Annotated in this window: 21 protein-coding genes; 18 read left to right on the top strand and 3 right to left on the bottom strand. The window is 38.8% G+C overall.

What is annotated here, in order from left to right; all coding sequences use genetic code 11:
- Positions 1–142 precede the first annotated feature (142 nt).
- From ACFINR_RS03515 to truB, 13 genes are all read left to right on the top strand, one after another.
- Positions 143–1,267 (top strand): PhoH family protein, encoded by a 1,125-nt coding sequence (locus tag ACFINR_RS03515; RefSeq protein WP_375621222.1) that lies wholly within the window; start codon positions 143–145, stop codon positions 1,265–1,267.
- Positions 1,264–1,731 carry an rRNA maturation RNase YbeY gene (gene ybeY, locus ACFINR_RS03510; protein ID WP_375652502.1) on the top strand — a complete coding sequence of 156 codons (468 nt, stop codon included), beginning with the start codon at positions 1,264–1,266 and terminating at the stop codon, positions 1,729–1,731. The genes ACFINR_RS03515 and ybeY overlap by 4 nt, the downstream gene beginning before the upstream one ends.
- A gap of 109 nt (positions 1,732–1,840) precedes the next feature.
- Positions 1,841–2,866 (top strand): hemolysin family protein, encoded by a 1,026-nt coding sequence (locus ACFINR_RS03505; RefSeq protein WP_375613314.1) that lies wholly within the window; start codon positions 1,841–1,843, stop codon positions 2,864–2,866.
- Positions 2,829–4,463 (top strand): apolipoprotein N-acyltransferase, encoded by a 1,635-nt coding sequence (lnt, locus tag ACFINR_RS03500; RefSeq protein ID WP_375639477.1) that lies wholly within the window; start codon positions 2,829–2,831, stop codon positions 4,461–4,463. The genes ACFINR_RS03505 and lnt overlap by 38 nt, the downstream gene beginning before the upstream one ends.
- A 148-nt stretch (positions 4,464–4,611) precedes the next feature.
- Entirely contained in the window at positions 4,612–5,025 is a 414-nt protein-coding gene (locus tag ACFINR_RS03495; protein WP_375611810.1) for a helix-turn-helix domain-containing protein, read from the top strand.
- 130 nt (positions 5,026–5,155) lie between these two features.
- Positions 5,156–6,424: a methionine adenosyltransferase gene (gene metK / locus ACFINR_RS03490; RefSeq protein ID WP_375613312.1), complete on the top strand. Its 1,269-nt coding sequence runs from the start codon at positions 5,156–5,158 to the stop codon at positions 6,422–6,424.
- The gene (locus ACFINR_RS03485; protein ID WP_375613311.1) at positions 6,421–7,122 is read left to right on the top strand and encodes a tRNA (guanine(46)-N(7))-methyltransferase TrmB; all 702 of its coding nucleotides are present in this window, start codon (positions 6,421–6,423) and stop codon (positions 7,120–7,122) included. The genes metK and ACFINR_RS03485 overlap by 4 nt, the downstream gene beginning before the upstream one ends.
- A gap of 127 nt (positions 7,123–7,249) precedes the next feature.
- Positions 7,250–7,900, top strand: a complete 651-nt coding sequence (gene rimP, locus ACFINR_RS03480) for a ribosome maturation factor RimP (RefSeq protein ID WP_375652550.1) — start codon at positions 7,250–7,252, stop codon at positions 7,898–7,900.
- 47 nt (positions 7,901–7,947) lie between these two features.
- On the top strand, positions 7,948–9,579 hold the full coding sequence (nusA, locus tag ACFINR_RS03475; protein WP_375613310.1) for a transcription termination factor NusA: 1,632 nt from the start codon (positions 7,948–7,950) through the stop codon (positions 9,577–9,579).
- On the top strand, positions 9,580–10,215 hold the full coding sequence (locus ACFINR_RS03470) for an RNA-binding protein (RefSeq protein ID WP_375611814.1): 636 nt from the start codon (positions 9,580–9,582) through the stop codon (positions 10,213–10,215).
- Positions 10,212–12,731 (top strand): translation initiation factor IF-2, encoded by a 2,520-nt coding sequence (gene infB / locus ACFINR_RS03465; protein ID WP_375632288.1) that lies wholly within the window; start codon positions 10,212–10,214, stop codon positions 12,729–12,731. Before ACFINR_RS03470 ends, infB begins: the two co-directional genes overlap by 4 nt.
- 121 nt (positions 12,732–12,852) lie before the next feature.
- Positions 12,853–13,260 carry a 30S ribosome-binding factor RbfA gene (gene rbfA, locus ACFINR_RS03460; protein ID WP_375613309.1) on the top strand — a complete coding sequence of 136 codons (408 nt, stop codon included), beginning with the start codon at positions 12,853–12,855 and terminating at the stop codon, positions 13,258–13,260.
- A gap of 4 nt (positions 13,261–13,264) precedes the next feature.
- Entirely contained in the window at positions 13,265–14,227 is a 963-nt protein-coding gene (gene truB / locus ACFINR_RS03455) for a tRNA pseudouridine(55) synthase TruB (protein WP_375652501.1), read from the top strand.
- A gap of 458 nt (positions 14,228–14,685) precedes the next feature.
- On the opposite strand, the gene ACFINR_RS03450 is transcribed toward truB, so the two are convergent.
- Positions 14,686–16,314, bottom strand: coding sequence for an MFS transporter (locus ACFINR_RS03450; RefSeq protein ID WP_375611818.1), 1,629 nt, complete (start codon positions 16,312–16,314; stop codon positions 14,686–14,688).
- 314 nt (positions 16,315–16,628) lie between these two features.
- Between ACFINR_RS03450 and rpsO the strand changes: the two genes are divergently transcribed.
- The 3 genes from rpsO to ACFINR_RS03435 all read left to right on the top strand — a co-directional run bounded on the left by rpsO (position 16,629) and on the right by ACFINR_RS03435 (position 20,408).
- Positions 16,629–16,898, top strand: coding sequence for a 30S ribosomal protein S15 (rpsO, locus tag ACFINR_RS03445; protein WP_375611819.1), 270 nt, complete (start codon positions 16,629–16,631; stop codon positions 16,896–16,898).
- 249 nt (positions 16,899–17,147) lie between these two features.
- Positions 17,148–19,340 carry a polyribonucleotide nucleotidyltransferase gene (gene pnp, locus ACFINR_RS03440; protein ID WP_375611820.1) on the top strand — a complete coding sequence of 731 codons (2,193 nt, stop codon included), beginning with the start codon at positions 17,148–17,150 and terminating at the stop codon, positions 19,338–19,340.
- Between the two features lie 72 nt (positions 19,341–19,412).
- Complete coding sequence (locus ACFINR_RS03435; protein ID WP_375652500.1) at positions 19,413–20,408, top strand: class I SAM-dependent methyltransferase; 996 nt, start codon at positions 19,413–19,415, stop codon at positions 20,406–20,408.
- A 19-nt stretch (positions 20,409–20,427) separates the two neighbouring features.
- On the opposite strand, the gene hslU is transcribed toward ACFINR_RS03435, so the two are convergent.
- Both hslU and hslV read right to left on the bottom strand, forming a co-directional pair.
- Positions 20,428–21,738, bottom strand: a complete 1,311-nt coding sequence (hslU, locus tag ACFINR_RS03430; protein ID WP_375611822.1) for an ATP-dependent protease ATPase subunit HslU — start codon at positions 21,736–21,738, stop codon at positions 20,428–20,430.
- Positions 21,739–22,320: an ATP-dependent protease subunit HslV gene (gene hslV / locus ACFINR_RS03425; protein ID WP_012754621.1), complete on the bottom strand. Its 582-nt coding sequence runs from the start codon at positions 22,318–22,320 to the stop codon at positions 21,739–21,741.
- A 220-nt stretch (positions 22,321–22,540) separates the two neighbouring features.
- Here hslV and ACFINR_RS03420 point away from each other — a divergent pair, with 220 nt between their 5' ends.
- Both ACFINR_RS03420 and coaA read left to right on the top strand, forming a co-directional pair.
- A complete protein-coding gene (locus tag ACFINR_RS03420; protein ID WP_375652499.1) occupies positions 22,541–23,530 on the top strand; it encodes an asparaginase in 990 nt (329 codons plus the stop codon).
- A 122-nt stretch (positions 23,531–23,652) separates the two neighbouring features.
- Positions 23,653–24,651: a type I pantothenate kinase gene (gene coaA, locus ACFINR_RS03415; protein ID WP_375613301.1), complete on the top strand. Its 999-nt coding sequence runs from the start codon at positions 23,653–23,655 to the stop codon at positions 24,649–24,651.
- The last annotated feature ends 2 nt before the right edge of the window (positions 24,652–24,653 follow it).

Here is a 24,653-nt window from a genome sequence, read left to right as displayed (position 1 = left end):
TGTTCAAAAATAAATATTTTGGAAAACTCTTTTATTTTAAAAGCAAATGATTACATCTAAAGCGTGCACTTTTTGTAAAAATTGTCTTTTATAAAATTTACTTAACAAAATGTGCAACATTTATGTAGATATGGAGAATAGGCTGAAAGCTTCAACCGAAAAAATAAAGCGTATTAAAGAAAAAGTAAATACGTCCCTTGAAAAGGCTGATACCTTGAAACAAACAAGCGCTTCAGATGTGAGCCAAGTTGTTTTGATTTTCGAAAATAATAAATATGCAAAAGCAGTTTTTGGTAAATTTGACGAAAATCTCGCTTATATCGAAAAAAAACTCGAACTTAGTATTCATCCGCGTGGTAATGAAGTCTTAATCCGTGGAAATGTTTCTGTTATAAAACGTGCGCAATATGTATTGCAGCAGCTTTATGAACGTGCCAAAACACATCAAGAGCTCACTTTATCAGATATAAAAGGAGCGATTGCTATGGCAAATATACCAAAGAAGCAGAAAGAAGACACAATAACACACAAATCTGCAACGAAACGTATACCAGCTCGGTTGAGTACCCATAAAAAAATAATTCATGCAAGAACTCCAACACAAGACGCTTACATAAGTGCTATGGAGCATACTGAACTTGTGTTTGGTGTAGGACCAGCAGGAACAGGAAAAACATATCTTGCTGTTGCTCATGCTGCAATGCTTCTAGAACGTGGTATCATTGAGCGAATTATTCTCTCACGTCCAGCTGTTGAAGCTGGAGAACATCTTGGTTTTCTTCCCGGTGATCTCAAAGAAAAAGTCGACCCATATTTACGACCACTTTATGATGCTCTTTATGATATGATGCCCGCTGAAAAAATAGAACGCATTTTAGCCTCTGGTGTCATAGAAATTGCTCCTCTCGCCTTTATGCGCGGACGAACACTTGCCCATGCTGCTGTTATTCTTGATGAGGCACAAAATACTACCCCCATGCAAATGAAGATGTTCCTCACACGTCTTGGAGAAGGAACGCGTATGATCGTTACCGGTGACGTAAGCCAAATTGATTTGCCTACAGGGCAAAAATCAGGTCTCATTGAAGCAATTCGCATTCTTTCAAATGTAGAAAATATTGCAATTGTGCATTTTGATGAAAAAGATGTTGTACGCCATCCACTTGTTGCTGCTATTGTTCGTGCTTATGATCTTGATTCCGAAATACAAAATAAAAAAAAATCATTCGCATGCGATGCATTAAAAAATGAATTTGATTCATCATGATTATTATTGATATAATGATTAAAAGCGCAGGGTGGAATGATGAGAAAATGCTTTATACTATCACTGAAAAAGCATTAATGACAACTATGCATCATGTTTCATTGGCAAATGTTGTAAGCGAGATTAGCCTGCTTTTTACGGATGATGAACATATGGCACAAATCAATACACAATGGCGCAACAAAAACAAATCTACTAATGTATTATCCTTTCCTGCTTTTCCACTTAAAGCTGGAAATCGACCTGGTCCCATACTCGGTGATATTATTATTGCCCGAGAAACTGTTGTTTTCGAAGCAGAGAAAGAAGGAAAAACATTTCAAGACCATTTAACACATATGATTGTTCATGGTATCTTGCATCTGCTTGGTTATGACCATGAAACTGATGATGAAGCATATAAAATGGAAAAGCTCGAAAGAGAAATTCTTCAAAAGCTTTCCATAAAAGATCCTTACGCATAATTGTCTATCAATGATAAAATTTAACTTTTAAAATCAATATTACCAGCATACCATTTAAAGCCTCTTATTTATCTATTATAAAAAAGAAAGTCTAAAAGATTTCAAAACCATGGCAAACAAAATAAATGCACAAAATAATAGTCAAGCATCTTCTAATAATGAAAAAGACCCCTCTCAACAGACGAATCATACAGAGAAATATTCCCTGATGAATCATTTATTTTCATTCTTACGGGGTCGTAATTGTGCATCTACGTCACTGCGCGATGATCTTACCGTTGCACTCACGACTAACAATGAAAAAGATACCGCCCTCTTCTCACCTGAAGAACGTACTATGCTGCATAACATTTTACGCTTACGTGAAGCACGCGTGGATGATGTTATGATACCTCGTTCTGAAATCGAAGCATTAGAAATAAACACCTCTCTTGGAGAAACTCTTAAATGTTTTGCAAAAATTGGTCATTCTCGTATCCCCGTTTATGCTGAAACTTTAGATGATCCGCGCGGCATGATCCATATCCGCGATATTCTTAACTACATCACTCGCTTTATTATCAACCCAACAAAAACCGAACAAAAATCCGATTTGCTTCAATTAAACCATACAGACTTGCATACTCCAATTGGTGAATTGGATTTGATCCGAACAGTTCTCTTTGTTCCCAGTTCTATGCTTGCAAGCAAATTATTAACACGGATGCAAACTACACGAACTCAAATGGCTTTAGTTATTGATGAACATGGAGGAACAGATGGTCTCGTTTCAATGGAAGATATTGTTGAGTTAGTCGTTGGGGATATCGAAGATGAACATGATAATGTCGACAATGCTATCGTACGTGAACCAAATAATAAATGGCTCGTTGATGCAAGAACTGAACTAGAAGATGTGGAGAAAGCTCTTGGTCCTGATTTTATCGTAGGGGAATATGGTGATGAAGTTGATACTATTGGTGGTTTGATCGTCTCAATTCTTGATCGCATTCCTGCTAAAGGTGAAATTGTCGAAGCTGTACCTGGCTATAGATTTCGTATTTTAGAAGCTGATAAACGCCGGATTAAACGATTGCGCATTTTTCGCATTCCCAAAAATGAGAATCTTGAGAACAATGCCATCCCTAAAGAATAGTCCAGCATTTTTAAACAATTTCATCGTTTTTTTGTTCTCTGTTACAGGCTGGAAGCGCCAAGCATGGATATTTCTGTGTGGTGCTCTTACTTCTTTTGCACTTCCACCCTTTTATTTAACACCTCTTTGCTTTTTAACTTTCCCTCTCTTTATTGTTTTACTTGACTCAATACGGGCCACCAAAAACAATAAAAAACATTTTTTTACTTACGCTTTAAGCTGTGGAACCTTTGGTTTTAGTTATTTTATTTGCGGCCTTTGGTGGCTATGCAATGCTTTGTTAACAGATCCAGATTCTTTTGGTTGGGCAGTCCCATTAGCCATTTTATTCCCTCCACTCTACCTTTCTCTTTATTGGTTTTTTTCTGGTTTCATTGTCGGTTTATTATGGACAAAAGGAATAGCACGCTTTTTTGTTTTAGCCTTTGCATTAGGATTATCCGAGTGGTTGCGTGCGTTTTTATTCACAGGATTTCCATGGAATTCTCTTGGCTATACAGCCATGCCAACCCCAATGTTCATGCAATCTGATGCAATCGTAGGACTTTACGGAATGAATATTCTTGCTGTCTTAGCCTACAGTTTGCCAACTGTTTTATTAACGGATGAAAAAAAGAAAGTGGCACTTTCTCTTTGTTTATCACTTATATTCATTCACTGTGGTTTTGGGTTTTATCGTCTTCATACTATAGAAAACACAACTGAAGATCAAAAAAGTGCTTATTGGGTGCGCATTGTTCAACCGTCCATCCAACAAAATATAAAATTGCGTGATAATACACGAGAATCTATGTTGGAAGCGCATATGAAGCTAAGTGCAACGCCAACAACCGATCAAAATTCAGAACCCGATTTTATCGTATGGCCTGAAGCTTCCGTTCCTTACCTTCTCTATGATAACTCATCTATCACAATGCGCATTGCCTCTCTTTTAAAACCTAAACAATGGGCTATTGTTGGAGCAATACGCGCCAGCAATGATCTACCTCATTCCCAAACACAATATTTTAATACAATTGCAGTCATTAATGCTCAAGGTAATATTTTAAATACTTCCGATAAACTTCATTTGGTTCCTTTTGGTGAGTATCTTCCTTATCAGAATTTATTGAAAAAAATTGGATTGCGTACCCTTGCTGATAATATTGGTGGATATAGTGCTGCAAGTGTGCGCAAAATTGTTACAATGCCAAACGGATTTTCTTATCTACCCTTAATTTGTTATGAAGCAATATTTCCCCATGAAATGACTTTTAAAGGCTCCCCACCTCAAGCAATTATTAATATTACAAATGATGCATGGTTTGGTGTAACACCTGGACCCTATCAACATCTTCAACAAGCACAGCTTCGTGCCGTTGAACTGGGAATCCCCCTCATACGGGCCGCCAATAATGGCATATCAGCTGTTATTGATTCTTATGGACGAATCGTTGTAGCTCTTCGACAAAATGCTGTGGGCATTATTGATTCACAAGTTCCATCATCCATTACCCCTATAGGAAGCAATGAATACAGAACTTTCTCTACTTTTATCTTATTCATCCTTATGCTATTGTGTCGTATTGGTTTTGGTTTTACAAAACAGCTTAAATGATTCAAGTGCCCTTTGTACGGTATTGTGTTGCGTGTACCAGTGATATTGGGAAAAAATATTACATATTGTTTTAATTATATGATAAATCAACTGCGCATAAATATGATGTTGGTTTAGAAGAAAAATGCTGGAAATAAAGAGTTGCATTATGACCGAAACTAGAAAAAAACCTGACCCTATAGATATCTATGTTGGAACTCGTATCCGTTTACGTCGTAATATTTTAGGACTCACTCAAGAGAAACTAGGTGAAAAATTAGGAATTACTTTTCAGCAAATCCAAAAATATGAAAAAGGAACAAACCGTATTGGTGCCAGCCGTCTTCAAGCGATAGCGGAAATTATGGATGTTCCTGTTTCTTACTTTTTTGATAAAGGTATTACCTCCCAACAAGTAGAGGGTTTTGCTGAAAGTGAACACAATTTTATAGACTTTTGTTCTAGCAGCGAAGGGATTCAGCTCATGCGCGCTTTTACAAATATATCTGATGCTAAAGTGCGTCGAAAAATTATTGACTTGGCAAAAGCACTTTCTGAGGAAGATTTGACAAATAAGTTATAAATTAAAATTATATCTTTTCTCTTTTATTCATATACATTTGCATTGACTATTTGCTGTAGAATTAGCAAATGGTGACGACTTTAGTAAGCAATTGATTAAATCGTTGGTTTTCTTTTTTGAAGGAGTTCCTATGCCGCATCAAGATTATCTTTTTACGAGCGAATCGGTATCGGAAGGACATCCTGATAAAATTTGTGATCGTATTTCCGATGAAATCGTTGATATGATCTATAAAGAAGCTGAAAAGACTGGTACTGATCCATGGTTAGTACGCGTTGCCTGTGAAACTCTCGTCAGTGTCAACCGTGTTGTTATCGCTGGTGAAGTACGTGTTCCCGATACGCTATTAAAAAAAGATAAAAATAAAGAATTCATCTATGATGAAACTAGCTTTCCACTCATTAATCCTACACGTTTTCGTACAGCAGCGCGCCGTGCTATTCGTACCATTGGCTATGAACAAGCAGGCTTCCATTGGAAAACTGTTAAAATTGATGTTCTTTTGCGCCCACAATCAGCTGATATAGCAAGAGGGGTTGATAATGCTACGGATCGGCATGGTGAAGAAGGAGCGGGTGATCAAGGTATCATGTTTGGATATGCTTGCCGTGAAACACCTGATCTCATGCCTGCGCCAATTTATTATGCGCATAAAATTCTCAAACTTCTTGCCGCAGCTCGTCATAAAGGAGAGGGAGAAACTGGAAAATTAGGACCAGATGCTAAAAGCCAAATAACCATACGTTATAAAAATGGAAAACCGATAGAGGTCACATCCATTGTTCTTTCAACGCAGCACCTTGATGAAAGCTGGGATTCCAATAAAGTACGTACAGTGGTTGAACCTTACATTCGCCAAGCTTTACATGACATTCCCATTGCAGCTCAATGTAGTTGGTATATTAACCCAACAGGAAAATTTGTCATTGGAGGCCCTCAAAGCGATGCCGGATTAACGGGACGCAAAATTATTGTGGATACTTACGGAGGTGCAGCACCCCATGGAGGCGGTGCTTTTTCAGGAAAAGATACAACAAAAGTTGATCGTTCTGCTGCCTATGCGGCACGCTATCTGGCTAAGAATATTGTTGCTGCTCATTTAGCAGAGAGATGCACCATTCAACTCTCCTATGCAATTGGTATTGCACAACCTTTATCTATTTATCTTAATCTTCATGGAACAGGAAAAGTCGATGAAAAGGTTATTGAAGAAGCCATCCGCAAAATAATGGACCTTTCACCTACCGGCATTCGAAAACATCTTGACCTCAATAAACCTATTTATGCGAAAACAGCTGCCTATGGTCACTTTGGTCGTAAACCAAAACACGATGGTTCGTTTTCATGGGAAAAAACTGATCTCGTGAAAACGCTTCAAACAATGATCCAAATCCCATGATTAAACATAATATACGTAAGAGTGAAGCATTTTTTGGACGCCGACAAGGAAAACAACTTCGAGACAGTCAGCTTACACGTATACAAATGCTTCTCCCCAGTTTGAATATTGATTTAAATGTCCCTCCTCCCTTAAACCTTACATCCTTATTTTCAAGCAAAGTAAGAGAAATTCGACTTGAAATCGGTTTTGGTGGAGGTGAACATTTACTTCATGAAATGGCATATTTTCCAAAAACCGGTTTTATCGGCGTCGAGCCCTTTATCAATGGCATGGCAAAAATATTGTCGTCTCTTGAACAGCATCAAAACCATCAAAATCGTCTTCGCCTCTATAATGATGATGCTACACGCCTTCTTGATTGGCTCCCTGATAACTCGCTTGATGGAATAGACCTCTTCTATCCTGATCCTTGGCCGAAAAAAAAACACTGGAAACGACGCTTCATCAATATAAAAAATCTTAACCGTTTTGCTCGTGTTCTTAAAATAGGAAAATTTTTTCGCTTTGCTAGCGATATAGACAGTTATGTAAACTGGACTTTGTACCATTGTGCACAACATGATCACTTTGAATGGAAAGCAGAAAGCCCTCAAGACTGGAAACTCCCTTATCCACTATGGAGCGGAACCCGCTATGAAGCAAAAGCTTTACGCGAAGGACGAACGCCTGCCTATCTTACCTTTATCAAGAAATAAATGATCAAGCGCTTTTCTCATAAACAACTTGAAAAATTTTGAATTTAAGAGTATTAATAGTTAAATTCTTGGTCTTATGATGAAGAGTGGGCCGTTGGACCCGCTCTTTTTTAATATCATAAAACTGATGAAACCAACTTGGATAAAATGTATGAACGAAGCTGAAAAAATAAGCAATCTTGACGAACCGCGCCTGTTTGAAGAAGATGGTATCGAAGCACAGATTGCTGCTCTTGTCATACCATTGTTTAAACCTTTAGGTTTTCGTTTGGTTCGTGTAAAACTTCTTGGTCAAAATGGTTTAACACTTCAAATTATGGTTGAACGTGCCGATGGTTCTATGACCATAGAAGATTGTGAAACTGTTAGTCGAACTGTTTCTCCCCTCCTTGATGTACAAAATGTTATTGAACGCAAATATCATTTAGAAATCTCATCACCTGGAATTGATCGTCCATTGGTAAGAAAATCTGATTTTTTTCATTGGCAAGGGCATCTTGCAAAAATTGAAACCAAAATAACAATTGATGGGCGCCGAAAATTTCGTGGGACACTTACAAATATCACGCAAGATGGATTTATTTTAAACACTGATAAAGCTGCTTATGGAGAAGCCATGTATACCCCTATTTCCTTTTGTGATATCATAAATGCGCATTTAGTGCTTACCGATGAGCTTATTCGCGATGCATTGAAACAAAATAAAGATTTAAGTCAACAATTCATTGCCGAAGAGAACGCTAACGACTCTATACAGACGCTCAATTTCAAAAAATAATATCACTGGGAAATACCCATCGTGTGGCACAAAGAAGGAGAAAATTGATGGCTACAAGCGCTAACAGGCTTGAGATTCTGCAAATTGCAGATGCTGTTGCACGTGAAAAGTCAATCGACCGTGAAATTGTCATTTCTGCGATGGCTGATGCTATTCAAAAAGCAGCACGTTCTCGTTATGGTCAAGAAACCAATATTCGTGCTGAAATCAATTCTAAAACAGGTGAAATTAAATTACAGCGCCTGCTTAAAATCGTTGATGTCGTTGAAGACTATACAACGGAAATTACTTTGTCTGATGCTCTCAAACGTCAAGCAGAAGCAAAAATTGGTGATTTTTTTGCTGATCTTTTACCTCCTATGGATTTTGGACGTATCGCAGCACAATCTGCTAAACAGGTTATTGTACAAAAAGTACGCGATGCAGAGCGCGATCAGCAATATGAAGAATTCAAAAATAAAGTTGGTGAAATTATTTCTGGTACAGTTAAGCGTGTGGAATATGGTAACGTCATCGTTGATCTAGGGCGCGGTGAAGCTATTGTTCGCCGTGATGAATTAATTCCTCGTGAATCATTCCGCTATGGAGATCGCATTCGTGCTTTTGTCAATGATGTACACCGTGAAACGCGTGGTCCGCAAATTTTCCTTTCACGCACACATCCCCAATTTATGGTAAAACTTTTCACTATGGAAGTACCAGAAATTTATGATGGTATTATAGAAATCAAATCTGTTGCTCGTGATCCAGGTTCACGGGCTAAAATCGCCGTTGTTTCACGTGATGGTTCCATTGATCCTGTTGGAGCATGCGTTGGAATGCGAGGAAGTCGTGTACAAGCTGTTGTTGCTGAATTACAAGGCGAAAAAATTGATATTATTCCTTGGTCGCCTGATGCGGCAACATTTGTCGTTAATGCACTGCAACCTGCTGAAGTTTCTAAAATCATCCTTGATGAAGATGCTGAACGGATTGAAGTTATTGTGCCAGATGATCAACTTAGCCTTGCTATTGGACGACGTGGGCAAAATGTTCGCTTGGCTTCGCAACTAACAGGATGGAACATTGATATTTTAACGGAAAAGGAAGAATCTGAAAATCGTCAAAAAGAATTTACTGAACGAAGTAAATTGTTTATGGAAGCCTTAGAGGTTGACGAAATGATCGGACAGGTTATGGCATCAGAGGGTTTTTCTTCTATTGAAGAAATCGCCTATATTGATCTTGAAGAAATCGCTTCTATTGATGGTTTTGACCATGATACCGCCGCTGAAATCCAAAGTCGTGCCCGCGAATATCTTGATCATCAAGAAAAAGAACTCGATGAAAAACGCAAAAAGCTCGGAGTTTCTGACGAATTGCGAACACTTCCTGGAATGACAAGTGCTATGTTGGTTGCTGTAGGTGAGGATGGTGTAAAAACAATAGAAGACTTTGCTGGCTATGCCGTTGATGATTTAGCTGGTTGGAGAGAACGTAAAGAAGGTCAAACACAGAATTTTTCTGGTATTTTAACCCCTTTTGACATTACACGCGCAGATGCAGAAGCTATGGTTTTAGCCGCACGTGTACAAGCAGGCTGGATAGACCAAGCTGATCTTGTTACAGAAAATCCTGTAGAAGATGGAAATTCTACAGAAAATGAAAAAATAGATGATTTGGATGTGGATACACTTTAAATGAATGAACGGACTTGCATTGTGACCCGAAAAAATGCTTCAGCACAAACGCTGATCCGTTTTGTTATTGGACCCAACAACCAAATTGTTCCTGATCTTAAAGCGAATTTACCAGGGCGTGGCGTTTGGATTTCTGCCCATCACGCTGTTATTGAGAAAGCAATCAAACAGAAAGCTTTTCATAGAAATTTTAAAACAGATGTTGAGGTTGCACCAAATCTTGTGCATGTTGTTGATACGCTTTTACTAAAAGCCGCTCTTTCAAGCCTTTCCATGGCACGAAAAGCGGGAGCAATTGTTATGGGAGCAACAAAGGTTGACGCTGCTATCCGCTCTGGTAAAGTTATTCTTGTACTTCATGCTAAAGAAACAACAGAAGATGGGAAACGAAAAATTGCACAGGCCATCCATTCAATACAACAACAAACAAATCGGACTATAAAAACCATATCTTTATTTACAAGTGATGAAATGCGAGTGGCTTTTGGCTCTAATCCTGTAATGCACGCGGCCTTACTGGACACAAAAGCTGCTGAAGGATTTCTCAAAACAACATGTAAATTGATCAGCTATCGTGACGACAAGCATAGTAAGTCTAGTGAGATGACGGCCCAAGCCGTGAAGGAAGTACAATGAGTGAAAATAACAACGACAAAACAACCGTCAAGAAGACACTAACTCTCAAGAGGTCTGTCTTGGAAACGAGTACGGTTAAACAAAATTTTAGTCATGGCCGTACGAAGGCTGTCGTTGTCGAAACCAAACGGCGTAAAATTACGCGACCTGATGAAAAAGCTGAAACCCTACAGCCCATTACAAAGCCGCATGTGGCCCCCCAGCGTTCTAAACCGCGTTTTGAGGGAAAAAAGCCTCAAGAATCTGTGACCAAAAGCAATCTTTCATCAACTGAAATGGAAGCGAGACTTCGCGCGTTAGAAGAAGCACATATCCAAGAAAAAATAACGCGAGAACAAGCCGAAGAAGAAGCAAGACGCGCTAAAGAGCGTGAAGAAATTTTACAGCAAGAAATTAAAGAGAAAGAAATACATCTCCAACAAGAAGAAGAAATATCGCCAGTACAGACTCCACCTGTTCCCCCTCTCATTGAACAGACAGATATTCCTATTGCCCCTAAACAGACAACCGTGGTTGAAAAACGCAAAATAGATGACAATAAAGAGGAAGAACGGCATAGTCGACGTGCTAATCCTGCTAAGTCAGAAATACGTGTACCCAAAGTTGTCAAAGGAGCTGATGAGCGGAGACGCGGAAAGTTAACTCTGAATAGTGCACTGGATGAAGAAGGAAGCGCACGTGGGCGCTCAATGGCTGCAATGCGGCGTAGACAGGAAAAGTTTAAGCGTGCACAAAATCAAGAACCAAGAGAAAAAATTTCTCGCGAAGTTGTTCTTCCTGAAACGATTACTATTCAAGAGCTCGCACAACGTATGACTGAGCGTTCTGTTGATGTGATTAAATTCTTGATGAAACAAGGACAAATGATGAAACCTGGCGATGTTATTGATGCAGATGTTGCCGAACTCATCGCTGTTGAATTTGGCCATACTGTTAAACGTGTTTTAGAATCTGACGTAGAAGAAGGTATCTTTAATATAACAGATAATCCTCAAAACATGCAGCAGCGCGCCCCTGTTGTAACCATTATGGGCCATGTTGACCACGGAAAAACTTCGCTTTTGGATGCTATTCGTAAAGCAAATGTTGTTTCTGGCGAAGCAGGAGGTATTACGCAGCATATTGGTGCCTATCAAGTAGAACAAAATGGTCAAAAAATTACCTTTATTGATACACCAGGTCATGCTGCATTTACCGCTATGCGTGCACGCGGAGCTCGTGTTACTGATATTGCTGTTCTCGTTGTAGCCGCTGATGATAGTGTTATGCCTCAAACGATTGAATCAATCAATCATGCGAAAGCTGCTGGTGTACCTATCATTGTTGCTATCAACAAAATTGATAAACCAGCTGCGAATGCACAAAAAGTGCGTACAGAACTTCTACAACATGAAGTGTTTGTTGAAACTATGGGTGGAGAAACTTTGGACGTTGAAGTTTCTGCTAAAACTGGTCAAAATCTTGATAAACTTCTCGAAGCTATCCTTCTTCAAGCTGAAATGCTTGATCTGAAAGCAGATCCTCAACGAACTGCAGAGGGCGTTATCATTGAAGCCAAATTGGATCGCGGACGTGGCTCTGTTGCAACAGTTCTTGTTCAAAAAGGTACATTACACCCTTCTGATATTATCGTTGCTGGAAATGAATGGGGTCGTGTACGTGCTTTGATTGACGACCATGGCCGCCATGTCAAAGAGGCCGTTCCCTCTACACCAATTGAAATTTTAGGCATGCAAGGAACACCACAAGCCGGAGACCGTTTTGCTGTTGTCACACATGAAGCAAAAGCACGTGAAATTTCTGAATATCGGCAACGATTAGCACGTGATAAAGCTGTTGCGCGGCAAACTGGTTCGCGTGGTTCTCTTGAACAGATGATGACAAAATTGCAAACGACTGGTGTTAAGGATTTTTCTCTTATTATAAAAGGAGATGTTCAAGGATCAATTGAAGCAATCGCTTCAGCATTGGAAAAACTCGGAAATGACGAGGTTCGTGCGCGTATTGTACATTCTGGTGCTGGAGGAATTACCGAAAGTGATATTTCTCTTGCAGAAGCTTCTAACTCTGCTGTAATTGGCTTTAATGTTCGAGCCAATAAGCAGGCACGTGATTTTGCTAAAACACAAGGAATTGAAATTCGTTATTACAACATCATTTATGATCTTGTTGACGATATCAAGGCTGCTATGTCTGGATTACTCTCACCAGAACAGCGTGAAACTTTCCTTGGTAATGCTGAAATTCTAGAAGTCTTTAACATTACAAAAATTGGAAAAGTTGCAGGATGTCGTGTTACAGAAGGTAAAATAGAACGAGGAGCCGGTGTTCGCCTTATCCGCGATAATATCGTTATTCACGAAGGAAAGCTGAAAACACTCAAACGCTTTAAGGATGAAGTCAATGAAGTGCAAAGTGGTCAAGAATGTGGAATAGCCTTTGAAAATTATGAAGACATGCGTGCAGGAGACATCATTGAGACCTTCCGTATCGAACATATTAATCGCACATTATAAAATAATCCAATAACTTTACTCTGTTGTGAAATGAGAAAAGTTATTAGGTTTTATACACAATATCTCTTTTTCCTTATCTAAATGGTCAAAAAAGAGATCTTGTAGCAAGGATAAAACTTTGATGAAAAATGCAGGGCCATCACAACGGCAACTTAGAGTAGCAGAGCAAGTACGTCATGCAATAGCGCATATATTACAGCGTGATATTTTGCTTGATGATATCTTAAAAGATATTGTTATTTCTGTCTCTGAAGTACGCATGTCACCAGATTTAAAAATTGCTACTTGCTTTGTATCACCTCTCAGCACTCTTAAAAATGCTTCTCATACCGATGTTGTTGATACCCTCAATAAACATAGTCGTTTTCTCCGTGGAGAAATCAGTCATGCGTTGCGACAAATGAAATATATGCCAGAACTGCGTTTCCGACTTGATAATAGTTTTGATAATTTTTCAAAAATTGATGCCCTCCTTCGCTCGCCTGAGGTTGCACGCGATCTTCACCATAGTGATACAGATGAGGATTAAAGATATGGCGCGGCAACACAAGAAAAAAGGGCGTCCTGTTTCTGGCTGGGTCATATTTGATAAACCAAAAGGAATGAAATCAACAGAAGCTGTCTCACAAATTAAATGGCTCTTCCATGCTCAAAAGGCAGGACATGCGGGTACACTTGATCCTCTTGCTTCTGGTCTCCTTCCCATTGCATTGGGCGAAGCAACCAAAACCGTCCCTTACGTGATGCAAGGCAAAAAAACTTACCGTTTTCATATTGCTTGGGGGCAAGAGCGCTCAACAGATGATTTAGAAGGAGAAATAACGAAAACTTCTCTCATACGTCCAACACAAGAAGAAATACTTGCTCTTCTTCCTCAATATACAGGTGTTATTTTGCAAACACCTCCACAATTTTCAGCAATCAAAATTGCTGGAAATCGTGCCTATGATTTAGCGCGTGAAGGGGAAGTTGTTGAAATTCCGCCCCGTGAAGTGGAAATAGAAACTTTCAAGTTATTAGAAATGCCTACTAAAGAGCATTCTGTCTTTGAAATAACCTGCGGAAAAGGAACTTATGTGCGCTCTTTAGCACGCGATATGGGACGTGATCTCGGTTGCTATGGGCATATTGCTGATTTAAGACGTATTGCCGTCGCACCTTTTGATGAAGAAGAGCTCATTACATGGGAGGAACTAAAAGCGGCCATTCCGCCAAATAAAAACACTACAGATGAGAATAATCGTTCTTTTGAAAAAAACTTCTCAACACTCGATGGGCTCTTAATTGACACAAGCGCCGCATTGGATTGCCTCCCTCACTATATCCTTAATGAAACTCAAGCACAGAGAATTATAAGAGGCCATTCTATCCTCTTGAATCATCACAAAGCACCTCTTGATGAAGAGGAAATTTGTGTCCTCTATAAGGAACAACTTCTTGCTATTGGCACTCTCGACAAAGGTCTATTTAAACCAAAGCGGATTTTCACAATTTAATCGATTCTTTTCCCAACCACCTTTTGCGGAAAGATATTTTTCTCTATCAATTAAGAAAAATATGGTGCTTTTCATTGTCTATATTTACCGTATTCATATCAAAATTTAAGTCAGTGCTATAAGCTAACACCACCACACACTTTTTCCTCTTAATGTCGCAACAATCCTTGCATTTAAAGGATTCGTAAGAGGCTTTTTATTTCTTTTTCAATCGTTTTTTACTCATACTTTAGTCCTCGTTTATAATGTACAAGCAAAGATATGGACTGATTTACTCTAAATAGATTTGAAACGAGAAAAGCTTAAGATTTTCAGAACTATCACTCAACATGAAAAATGACAAATAACCATTATAAATCAATTCATTAAATATTGAAATAGCAATTTTTTATGATTATGCTAAAAAATTGATCGAAATAATATTAATATATGTAATATTTACAAAAACTGTTTTAACCCTAAGGAAGATGATCAGAGGAAACTTTTAAAAGCATCTCATTGGCTTGAGGTATTGTTTGGCGTTCAATCATGCGGTGCACTCTTATACCGTTAGGAGCACAATTTAAATGACGTAGACGCTTATTGACTTCTGCATCTGCTTTTGTACGACGATGATTATGGCGTAAATAATCTACCCATGTTGGCATATGATAAGCCTCTGTCCAATATTCAGGTCTTTCAAGATCTCGTAAAAGGACCCACTGACGCGCACCATCACGTAATCGAATATGGCGTCGACGCGTCATCACTTTGAGAAACTCTTCAAGATCATTTTCATGAATTTTATAATCGATCATTATCATAATCGGGCCACTTCTTGCTTTGAGGTCAAGTAATAATTCCGGCTCTCTAAAATGATCAAGAGGATTTAAATCTATCTGAGGAATTTCTTGAATTCTAAATTTTACCCCTGCAAGAGCACCAAAAATCAAGAATAAAGAACAAACGCTCAAAGCAATTGTTGGAGAATAACCATCAGCTAAACCTCCCCAGATTGCACTTCCAATAGCCATCCCCCCGGCAGATGCCGTTTGATAAAGAGCTAAAGAACGTGCAACAACCCAGCGTGGTGTAGAGAGTTGTACAGATGTATTAAACAATGATAAGGCCAAAACCCAACATAACCCTGCAGGAAATAAAGCAATATGGCTTATAATCAGTGAACGACTGATTCCCAATAAAAAGCAAGAAAAGGCGAAACCAATAAATGCACTTGCAATAATTGTTTCTGAACGAAAATGATGCCGTACAACTGCATTAATAATACCTGCTGTCATGGCTCCTAACCCAAAACAACCGAGCAATGTACCATAAAGAAGGGCACTTCCTCCAAGAACTTTATGCGCAACAATTGGCAAAAGTGCTAAAATAGAAGTTGCTCCTATACCAAAAAGGAACGCTCGAACCATAATACTTAAGAGATTAGGTGACATCGCAACATAACGCAAACCATCTGAGACAGCTCCTAACAGCCTTTCTCGTGGCAATGAGTTGTTTTCATAATTCGACTTCCAGAAAAACAACGCACCAATAAGAGGAATATAGCTTATAGCATTAAACAAAAAAGCAGCCGATGCCCCTAAAGTTGCAATGATGGCACCACCAATCGCAGGACCAACACTCCGCATCAAATTAAAGCCGACACTATTCAAACTAACAGCAGCAGGAATATTTTCCCTGCTCACAATATCTCCTATCGTTGCTTGCCAAGAAGGATTATAAAAAGCTGTGCCACATCCAATCAAAAACGTAAAACATAACAAAAGCCAAGGTGTTAGAAATCCCATATAGGCTAAAACAGATAAACTCATCGATATGACCATCATCATAATCTGTACACACAACATAATTTGACGCCGATTAAAATTATCAGCTAATGCCCCTGCCATCAAAGAAAACATAACAAGTGGTAATGTTGTGGCACTTTGAACTAGCCCAACCATGGAATGCGAAGAACTAATCAACGCCATTAACCACCCTGCTCCAACAGCTTGTATCAGCCCCCCTAAATTAGAAATAAGAGTAGATGACCATAAATTTCGAAATACCGAATTACGAAAAAGTTTTAATGTTGAAATGCTCTGCATCTTTTCCCTCCAACGCTATTTATCACTTTTGTTACCACTCACACACACTCATAATCTTTGTATCAAAAGGATGCATAATTGTTTAAAACACTTCTCATAAAACTCTATTTAAATCAATATTTCAAAACAAAAGCTTTTATTTAAAGAAAGACTTCAAAATGCTGTCAAGGACTAGTATTTTAACCTTCTTTCCTATATAAGAACGAAAATAGGTAAGAGTCTTCGACTTTTCCTGTTTTCTCACAGACCCTTGCTGAACGACATCTCGGCTATGGGTGGCTTTATGTTTCTTCGTTTTTGGAAAGGATAATACGATGTCGATTACAGCTGAACGTAAAAAAGCTCTTGTCGCAGAATACGCAAACAAAGTTGGTGATACAGGATCACCAGAAGTGCAAATTGCTGTACTTTCTGAACGTATTTCTAATTTAACAAACCACTTTAAATCTCACAAAAAAGATAATCATTCTCGTCGTGGTCTTTTGAAGATGGTATCTCAACGTCGGCGTCTTCTTGATTATCTTAAAGGAGTTGACCAAAATCGTTATCAGACACTTATAAAGAAGTTAGGTTTGCGTCGCTAAAAGAAAAATGGAAGTGGTATTAAAAAAACACCCATTTTTTCAACGTGTTGCTTTTAATTAAAAATTTTAAAAACTGATAAGTTATTATGGGATAGAACTGCTCATCGTTTCGCATTTAATACGATTTACTTCTCTCTTCGTCGTAACAAAGGAAGTAATTTGTTGTTCACCCCAGAATTTGCAAATATGCTATGCACAACCAGAATGTAAGCAATCAAAGATTTAAACACTGGTCATTAAGGATAAAAAATGTTCAAAACGCACAAGATAGAAATTGAATGGGCTGGGCGTCCTCTCACCCTTGAGACAGGGAAAATAGCGCGTCAAGCTGATGGTGCAGTGATTGCTACCTATGGAGAAACTATTGTCTTAGCAACCGTTGTATCGGCCAAAATCCCAAAACCAGACCAGGACTTTTTTCCACTCACCGTTAATTATCAAGAAAAATCCTATGCTGTTGGTCGAATACCTGGGGGCTATTTAAAACGTGAAAGTCGACCAAGTGAAAATGAAACTTTGGTTTCACGTTTGATTGATCGCCCAATTCGTCCCCTTTTCGTTGAGGGATATAAAAATGATACACAAGTTATTGTTTCCGTTATACAGCATGATCTCGAAAACAATCCCGATATCCTTGCGATGATTGCATCTTCTGCGGCATTGACCCTGTCAGGTGTTCCTTTCATGGGGCCTATAGCCGGTGCCCGCGTTGGCTATTGTAATGGACAATATATTCTTAATCCTCATATCGATGAAATGCCTGAATCAAAACTTGATCTTGTTGTTGCTGGAACAGAAAGTGCTGTTTTGATGGTTGAATCAGAAGCACAAGAATTACCGGAAGATATCATGTTGGGGGCCGTAATGTTTGGTCACAAAGGCCTTCAACCTGTCCTTGATGCCATTATAAAGCTTGCTGAAGTTGCTGCAAAAGATCCTCGTGATTTTGTTCCTGAAGATCTTTCTGAGCTTGAAAAAGCGATGCAGAAAATGGCAGAACAGGATATACGAAAGGCTTACACAATTACTGATAAGCAAGAACGTTATGCTGCAATTGATGCACTAAAGACAGAAATCCTCAATAAATTTATGCCAGAACCAGAAAAAGACTGTCAATTTAGTGCAGATCAAATTGCAACCGTATTTAAACAGTTGCAAGCAAAAATTGTTCGCGGAAACATTCTTGATACCCAAAAGCGGATTGATGGACGCAATCTTTCTACCGTACGCCCTATCCAATCAGAAGTAAGTATTTTACCCCGCACACATGGATCAGCACTCTTTACCCGCGGAGAAACACAAGCGATTGTCGTTGCAACATTGGGAACTGGTGAAGATGAACAATATGTTGATTCTTTGACAGGAATGTATAAGGAAACATTCCTTCTCCATTACAATTTTCCACCATTTTCAGTGGGTGAAACGGGACGCCTTGGTTCTCCAGGTCGTCGTGAAATTGGACATGGCAAATTGGCATGGCGGGCAATTCACCCCATGTTACCAACGAAAGAATCTTTTCCTTATACCATTCGTGCTGTCTCAGAAATCACTGAATCCAATGGCTCTTCTTCTATGGCAACGGTTTGTGGAACCTCACTTGCTCTTATGGATGCTGGTGTTCCTCTAGCACGCCCTGTTGCTGGTATTGCTATGGGCTTGATTAAAGAAGGAGAACGCTTTGCTGTTCTTTCTGATATTTTAGGGGATGAAGATCATCTTGGAGATATGGATTTTAAAGTCGCAGGAACAGAAAATGGTATTACTGCCTTGCAAATGGATATCAAAATTGATGGTATTACCGAAGAGATTATGAAAATCGCGCTTGAACAAGCCAAAGGTGGACGAATCCATATCCTTAATGAGATGGGGAAAGCTTTAACCAGTGCACGTGCTGAGCTGAGTGAATTTTCTCCACGAATCGAAGTTATGAATATTTCTGTCGATAAAATCCGTGATGTTATCGGCTCTGGTGGTAAAGTTATTCGGGAAATCGTGGAACAAACTGGAGCAAAAATTAATATTGAAGATGATGGTACCATTAAAATTGCTTCTGCTGATGCTAAAACCATTGAAGCAGCAAAACGTTGGATCCATTCTATTGTCGATGAGCCTGAAGTTGGTGCTATCTACCAAGGAACAGTTGTAAAAACTGCAGAATTTGGTGCATTTATAAACTTCTTTGGTTCTCGTGATGGACTCGTTCATATCTCTCAGCTTGCATCAGAACGCGTCACCAAAACAACAGATATTGTAAAAGAAGGTGACAAAGTTTGGGTTAAATTAATGGGCTTTGATGAGCGTGGAAAAGTTCGGTTATCAATGAAGGTCGTTGATCAAACAACCGGAAAGGAAATCACCGGTGATAAAGCGATGAATGAAGAAAAGTGCGTGGATGAAAAAAAACAACCTGAAAATAAGCGCCGCCGTAAGAAAGAAGAGTAAGTTTTTCCTCTTATCGTATCATGAAATGCCATCCCAATATTGGAGTGGCATTTTTCTTTGAAAGAGTCATATGTGTTATTATTTTTGCCTTTTGAAAATCATGAACTCCCGTATCCTGATCCAAACCAGTGTTGGCTAAGTTTTGGTTTAACACAAATCCCAGCTCCAGAATGGGCACAAAATTTAAAAGTTATTACGCCTTGGCGACCAGATTTTTTAAAATTTGTCGATACTCAATTTCACTGCTCTCCTCAAATAGATAAAACTTTCAGCTATGATGGTGCATTTTTACATTTGAGCAAATATCGTGGTTTGAACCAAAATTGTTTTCTTGATTTATTAGAATGCGTTAAACCCAATGGATGGATTGTAATCAGTGGGAATAAAACTGCTGGTGCTGCTTCAATGATGAAATGGGTCAAAACAATTGTTCCCATCACCAATAAATTGTCTAAAAATCATGGTCTTGTATTTTGGTTGCAAGTTCCTCAACAAATTGAGAGACATAACATTGCGCAATTGCGCTCACCACCGCTCACTTTTGGTAAATTTCAAACCACTTCTGGTATGTTCTCACACGGACGTATTGATCCAGGATCTGCTGCCCTTGCTTCTTATATGCTCAAAGTTATTTCTGGAAAAACGGCTGATTTTGGTGCTGGATGGGGTTATCTTTCTCACATTGCGCTTGAAAGAAGTGAAAAACTCACCGCTCTAGACCTTTATGAAGCAGACTACAATGCTTTGAGAGCAGCAAAACAGCACCTTAAATCCATAACAGCTCCTTTTCCAATTCATTTTTATTGGCATGACCTTGTACATGAACCTATCACAAATCTATATGACACAATCATTTCAAATCCACCGTTTCACACACAACAAACAACAGATGTTGCATTAGGAAAAAATTTTATTATAAATGCTGCAAAGTGCTTAGAGCCAAGCGGCAGTCTGCTTTTTGTTGCAAACCGCCACCTGCCTTATGAAACATTATTAAAAAATATTTTCCGCACAGTGTTGATACATGAACAAGCCCATGGTTTCAAAATTATCGAAGCACGCAGATAAACAGAACAAGCAATAACTTTCAAAGAATAAAACGTGAAAGATCGATATCAGCAGCAAGCTCGCCAATAGATTTTCTCACGTAAGCAGCATCAATTTTAAACGATGTTCCAGCTTTATCAGGTGCAGTGAAAGAAATCTCATCCAAAACGCGCTCCATCACTGTTTGCAAACGACGTGCCCCTATATTTTCAATCCTTGCATTTAAATCTACAGCAATATCTGCTAAAGCATCAATTGCATCATCGGTAATTTCCAAATGAACCTCTTCCGTTGCCATAAGAGCGATATATTGTTTAATCAAACTAGCTTCTGGTTCCGTTAGAATGCGCCGTAAATCTTCCCTTGTTAAAGGGTTCAGCTCCACACGGATGGGCAAACGTCCTTGAAGTTCCGGTAATAAATCAGATGGCTTGGAAACATGAAATGCACCTGAGGCAATAAAAAGAATATGATCTGTTTTGATTTGCCCATATTTTGTAGCAATTGTTGTTCCTTCAACCAAAGGCAAAAGATCCCGTTGAACGCCCTCACGCGAAACCGCAACACTTGCTCCACCATCCCTGGTTGCAATTTTATCAATTTCGTCGATAAAAACAATACCGTCATTTTCAGCAACACGAAGCGCCTCTTGAATAATTTGCTCCTGATCAAGGAGTTTTTCAGATTCATCATCAATGAGCGGTTTAAAAGAATCCTTTACTGTCGTCTTACGGACTTTTGTACGACTGCCCATTTTACCCAAAATATCTGATAAATTCATAATACCCATTTGTGCCCCAGGCATACCAGGAATATCAAAGGTTGAAGCACTATTGCTATTATTATCGGCGACTTCAATTTCAATCTCTTTCTCATCCAATTCACCTTCACGCAATTTTTTACGAAAACTATCACGGGTAGCAGGACTTGCTGTTTTACCAACAAGGGCGTCTAAAACGCGCTCTTCAGCATTCACGTGAGCCTTTTCTTTTATTTCATCCCGTTTCTTTTCACGCACAAGAGAAATGGCAATTTCAACAAGATCTCGAATAATTTGCTCAACATCACGTCCCACATAACCAACTTCAGTAAATTTAGTCGCTTCTACTTTAACGAAGGGTGCTCCAGAAAGTTTTGCTAATCGACGTGCAATACCAGTTTTACCAACTCCTGTTGGCCCTATCATTAAAATATTTTTTGGCATAACTTCTTCACGCATCGGCTCATCAAGCTGTTGCCTACGCCACCGATTGCGCAGTGCAATAGCTACAGAGCGTTTGGCATCATTTTGGCCAATAATAAAACGATCAAGTTCAGAAACAGTTTCACGAGGGGAAAATACAACACACATTTAAATAGCTTTCTCTAAAGAAGATAATTCTGCATCCAATGTTTCAATCGTAAAATGATCATTGGTGTAAACACAAATTTTAGCGGCAATAGCCATAGCTTTACGAGCAATAGTTTCTGCATCCAAATCCAAATCCATGAGTGCACGCGCTGCTGAAAGAGCAAAATTTCCTCCAGAGCCAATTGCCATAACCCCATCTTCTGGCTCTAAGACATCACCAAGCCCTGTTAGAGCCAAAGTTACTTTCTTATCAGCCACGAGCATCATTGCTTCGAGACGACGCAAATAGCGATCTGTTCTCCAATCTTTTGCAAGTTCCACACAAGCACGCATAAGCTGATCAGGATATTGTTCAAGCTTTGTTTCCAATCTCTCCAGTAATGTAAAAGCATCTGCCGTAGCACCAGCAAAACCAGCAATAACCACTCCGTTCTTTCCAAGACGACGCACTTTACGTGCATTGCCTTTCATAATTGTCTGTCCAAGAGAGACCTGACCATCCCCGGCCATCACGACTTTTCCACCTTTTCGTACCGTAATAATTGTTGTACCATACATTATGTCTGGCTTATGTTCTGTCATAAGGAAACTCCTTAATATTAACTTTACTTTTTAATATTGATTTCTTTTCATACAATGTAAAACTCAATTCCTATTGTCCTATTTAAGAACATATACAGCAAAACACAATGATTCAGCATAACTCAATTTGTTGAAAATGGAAAAATGATATCATTGTTGTCAATGTAAATTACTGCTAAATAGCTTTATATAAACAGTTTGTGCTTTTTAGAGGAAAATTATGAAAAAAATAGCCATAGGGACCTTAGGTGGAACAATTGCAATGACTGCTGATAGTTTTGGTCACATGCAACCGACTTTAACTTCAGATAACCTCATAAAAAGTGTTCCTGATTTAAATAACGTTGCTGATATTAATGCACAAACATTAATGCAAATACCAAGTGGATCTTTATCGTTTCAAATGCTTTTTGAAATAATTAAGTGGGCAAAACAACAAATAAACGCTGGTGCAGAAGGTATTGTTTTAACACAAGGGACTGATACTCTGGAAGAAACAGCTTTTTTTCTTTCTCTTTATTGGAAAGAAGCCGAACCACTCATCATAACCGGCGCTATGCGCATGCCTCATGAAGCAGGCGCCGATGGCCCCGCCAACATTTTAGCAGCCACTCGTGTCGCAGCAGCCACACAAAGTCGTAACAGGGGCGTTCTCGTTGTCATAAATGATGCAATTCATTCACCTTATTGGCTCTATAAAAGCCATACCGTCAAAGTCGAAACATTTCAATCAGGTCTTGCAGGTGTTTTAGGAACTATTTTAGAGGGAAAACTTATTTATTTCAATGATCGAAAATTTTTCCCAAAAACGTTTGATCTTCCCCAAAACCATGATCATCAAATTGCACTCCTCTATTCCTCTTTATCATCTGATGCAAAATTAATGAAACTATGCCTTGAAAGTGGGTATTATGCTGGAGTTGTTATTGCTGGTTTTGGTGCAGGACACTGTAGTTTTCAAGAAGCAGACCTTGTACAACAATATGCACAAAAAATACCAATCATTATTGCTAGTCGTTGTTGTAATGGCTCAACAACTCGTATAACTTATGGCTATAAAGGCTCCGAAATCGATATGATTGCTTCTGGTGCTCTTATGTCTGGTTATTTATCAGCCGTAAAAGCGCGCCTACTTTTATGGGCTTTTTGGGCGCAGGGGTACTCATTAGCACAAATCCGTGCAAACTGGAATGACTGGACTATAAGTTAATGAAAAATGATCTATTATCTTAAAAGAAGAGAGCATGCAAAACAAAATTCACTTGAAAATAAAGCCGCTCATCTGTCTGCTCTTAATCAATTGCTGCTGCAAAAAATTCTCGACTAATACAAATGATTGATACGACTATACAAAAAATTAATCAGAAAGATAATCTGGTCAAATCCGTTTCTGACCGATATTCACCCTATCGCGTTTTTACTGCACAAGAATGGTCAGAGTTTCGTGCAGACACACCTCTTACTTTGACTTTTGATGAAATTAAGCGTTTACGCTCTATTGATGATCCTATTGATCTTAAAGAAGTCCAACGCATTTATCTTTCTTTATCGCGTCTATTATCATGCCATGTTGAAGCAGTACAGGAACTTTTTCACAAACGTCAGCAGTTTCTCCATCAAGAAGAGAGTAGAAAAACGCCCTTTATTATTGGAATTGCTGGTTCTGTAGCTGTAGGAAAATCAACCACGGCTCGCATTCTTCAAGAACTGTTGAAAAGATGGACATCTAGCCTTAAAGTTGATCTAATCACAACGGATGGTTTTCTCTATCCTAACGCAATCTTACAGCAAAAAAATCGAATGAATCGCAAAGGATTTCCTGATTCCTATGACATTAAAAAGTTGCTGTGTTTTCTTTCGGCTATAAAAGCAGGTATCGGAAATGTACGTGCCCCGCTTTACTCACATATGATCTATGATGTTCTAGAAAATCAGACTATTACCATTGATCGTCCTGATATTTTAATTGTTGAAGGTATTAATGTATTACAGGTCAGTGATCTTCCTAAAGATGGAAAAGCTATTCCTTTCGTATCAGATTTTTTTGATTTTTCAATCTATGTCGATGCTGAAACAGAAGTCATTCGTCACTGGTATTTGGAGCGCTTTAAACGTTTGCGTAAAACAGCTTTTCAAAATCCTGAATCCTATTTTCATCGTTATGCCCACCTCAATGAAAAAGAAGCTTCAAAAATCGCTGAGGATCTTTGGCAAACGATTAATTTAAAAAATTTACAGGAAAATATATTGCCAACACGACCACGGTCCAATCTCATTCTACGAAAGGGAAAAAATCATTTGGTCGAATATGTCGCACTTAGACGACTATAAGG

Origin of the sequence: Bartonella sp. AP19HLJMH (assembly GCF_042196245.1) — a bacterium.
Classification (GTDB): Bacteria; Pseudomonadota; Alphaproteobacteria; order Rhizobiales; family Rhizobiaceae; genus Bartonella.
The sequence above is the reverse complement of the archived record's forward strand: the minus strand, read 5'-3'. Positions and strand labels throughout refer to the sequence as shown.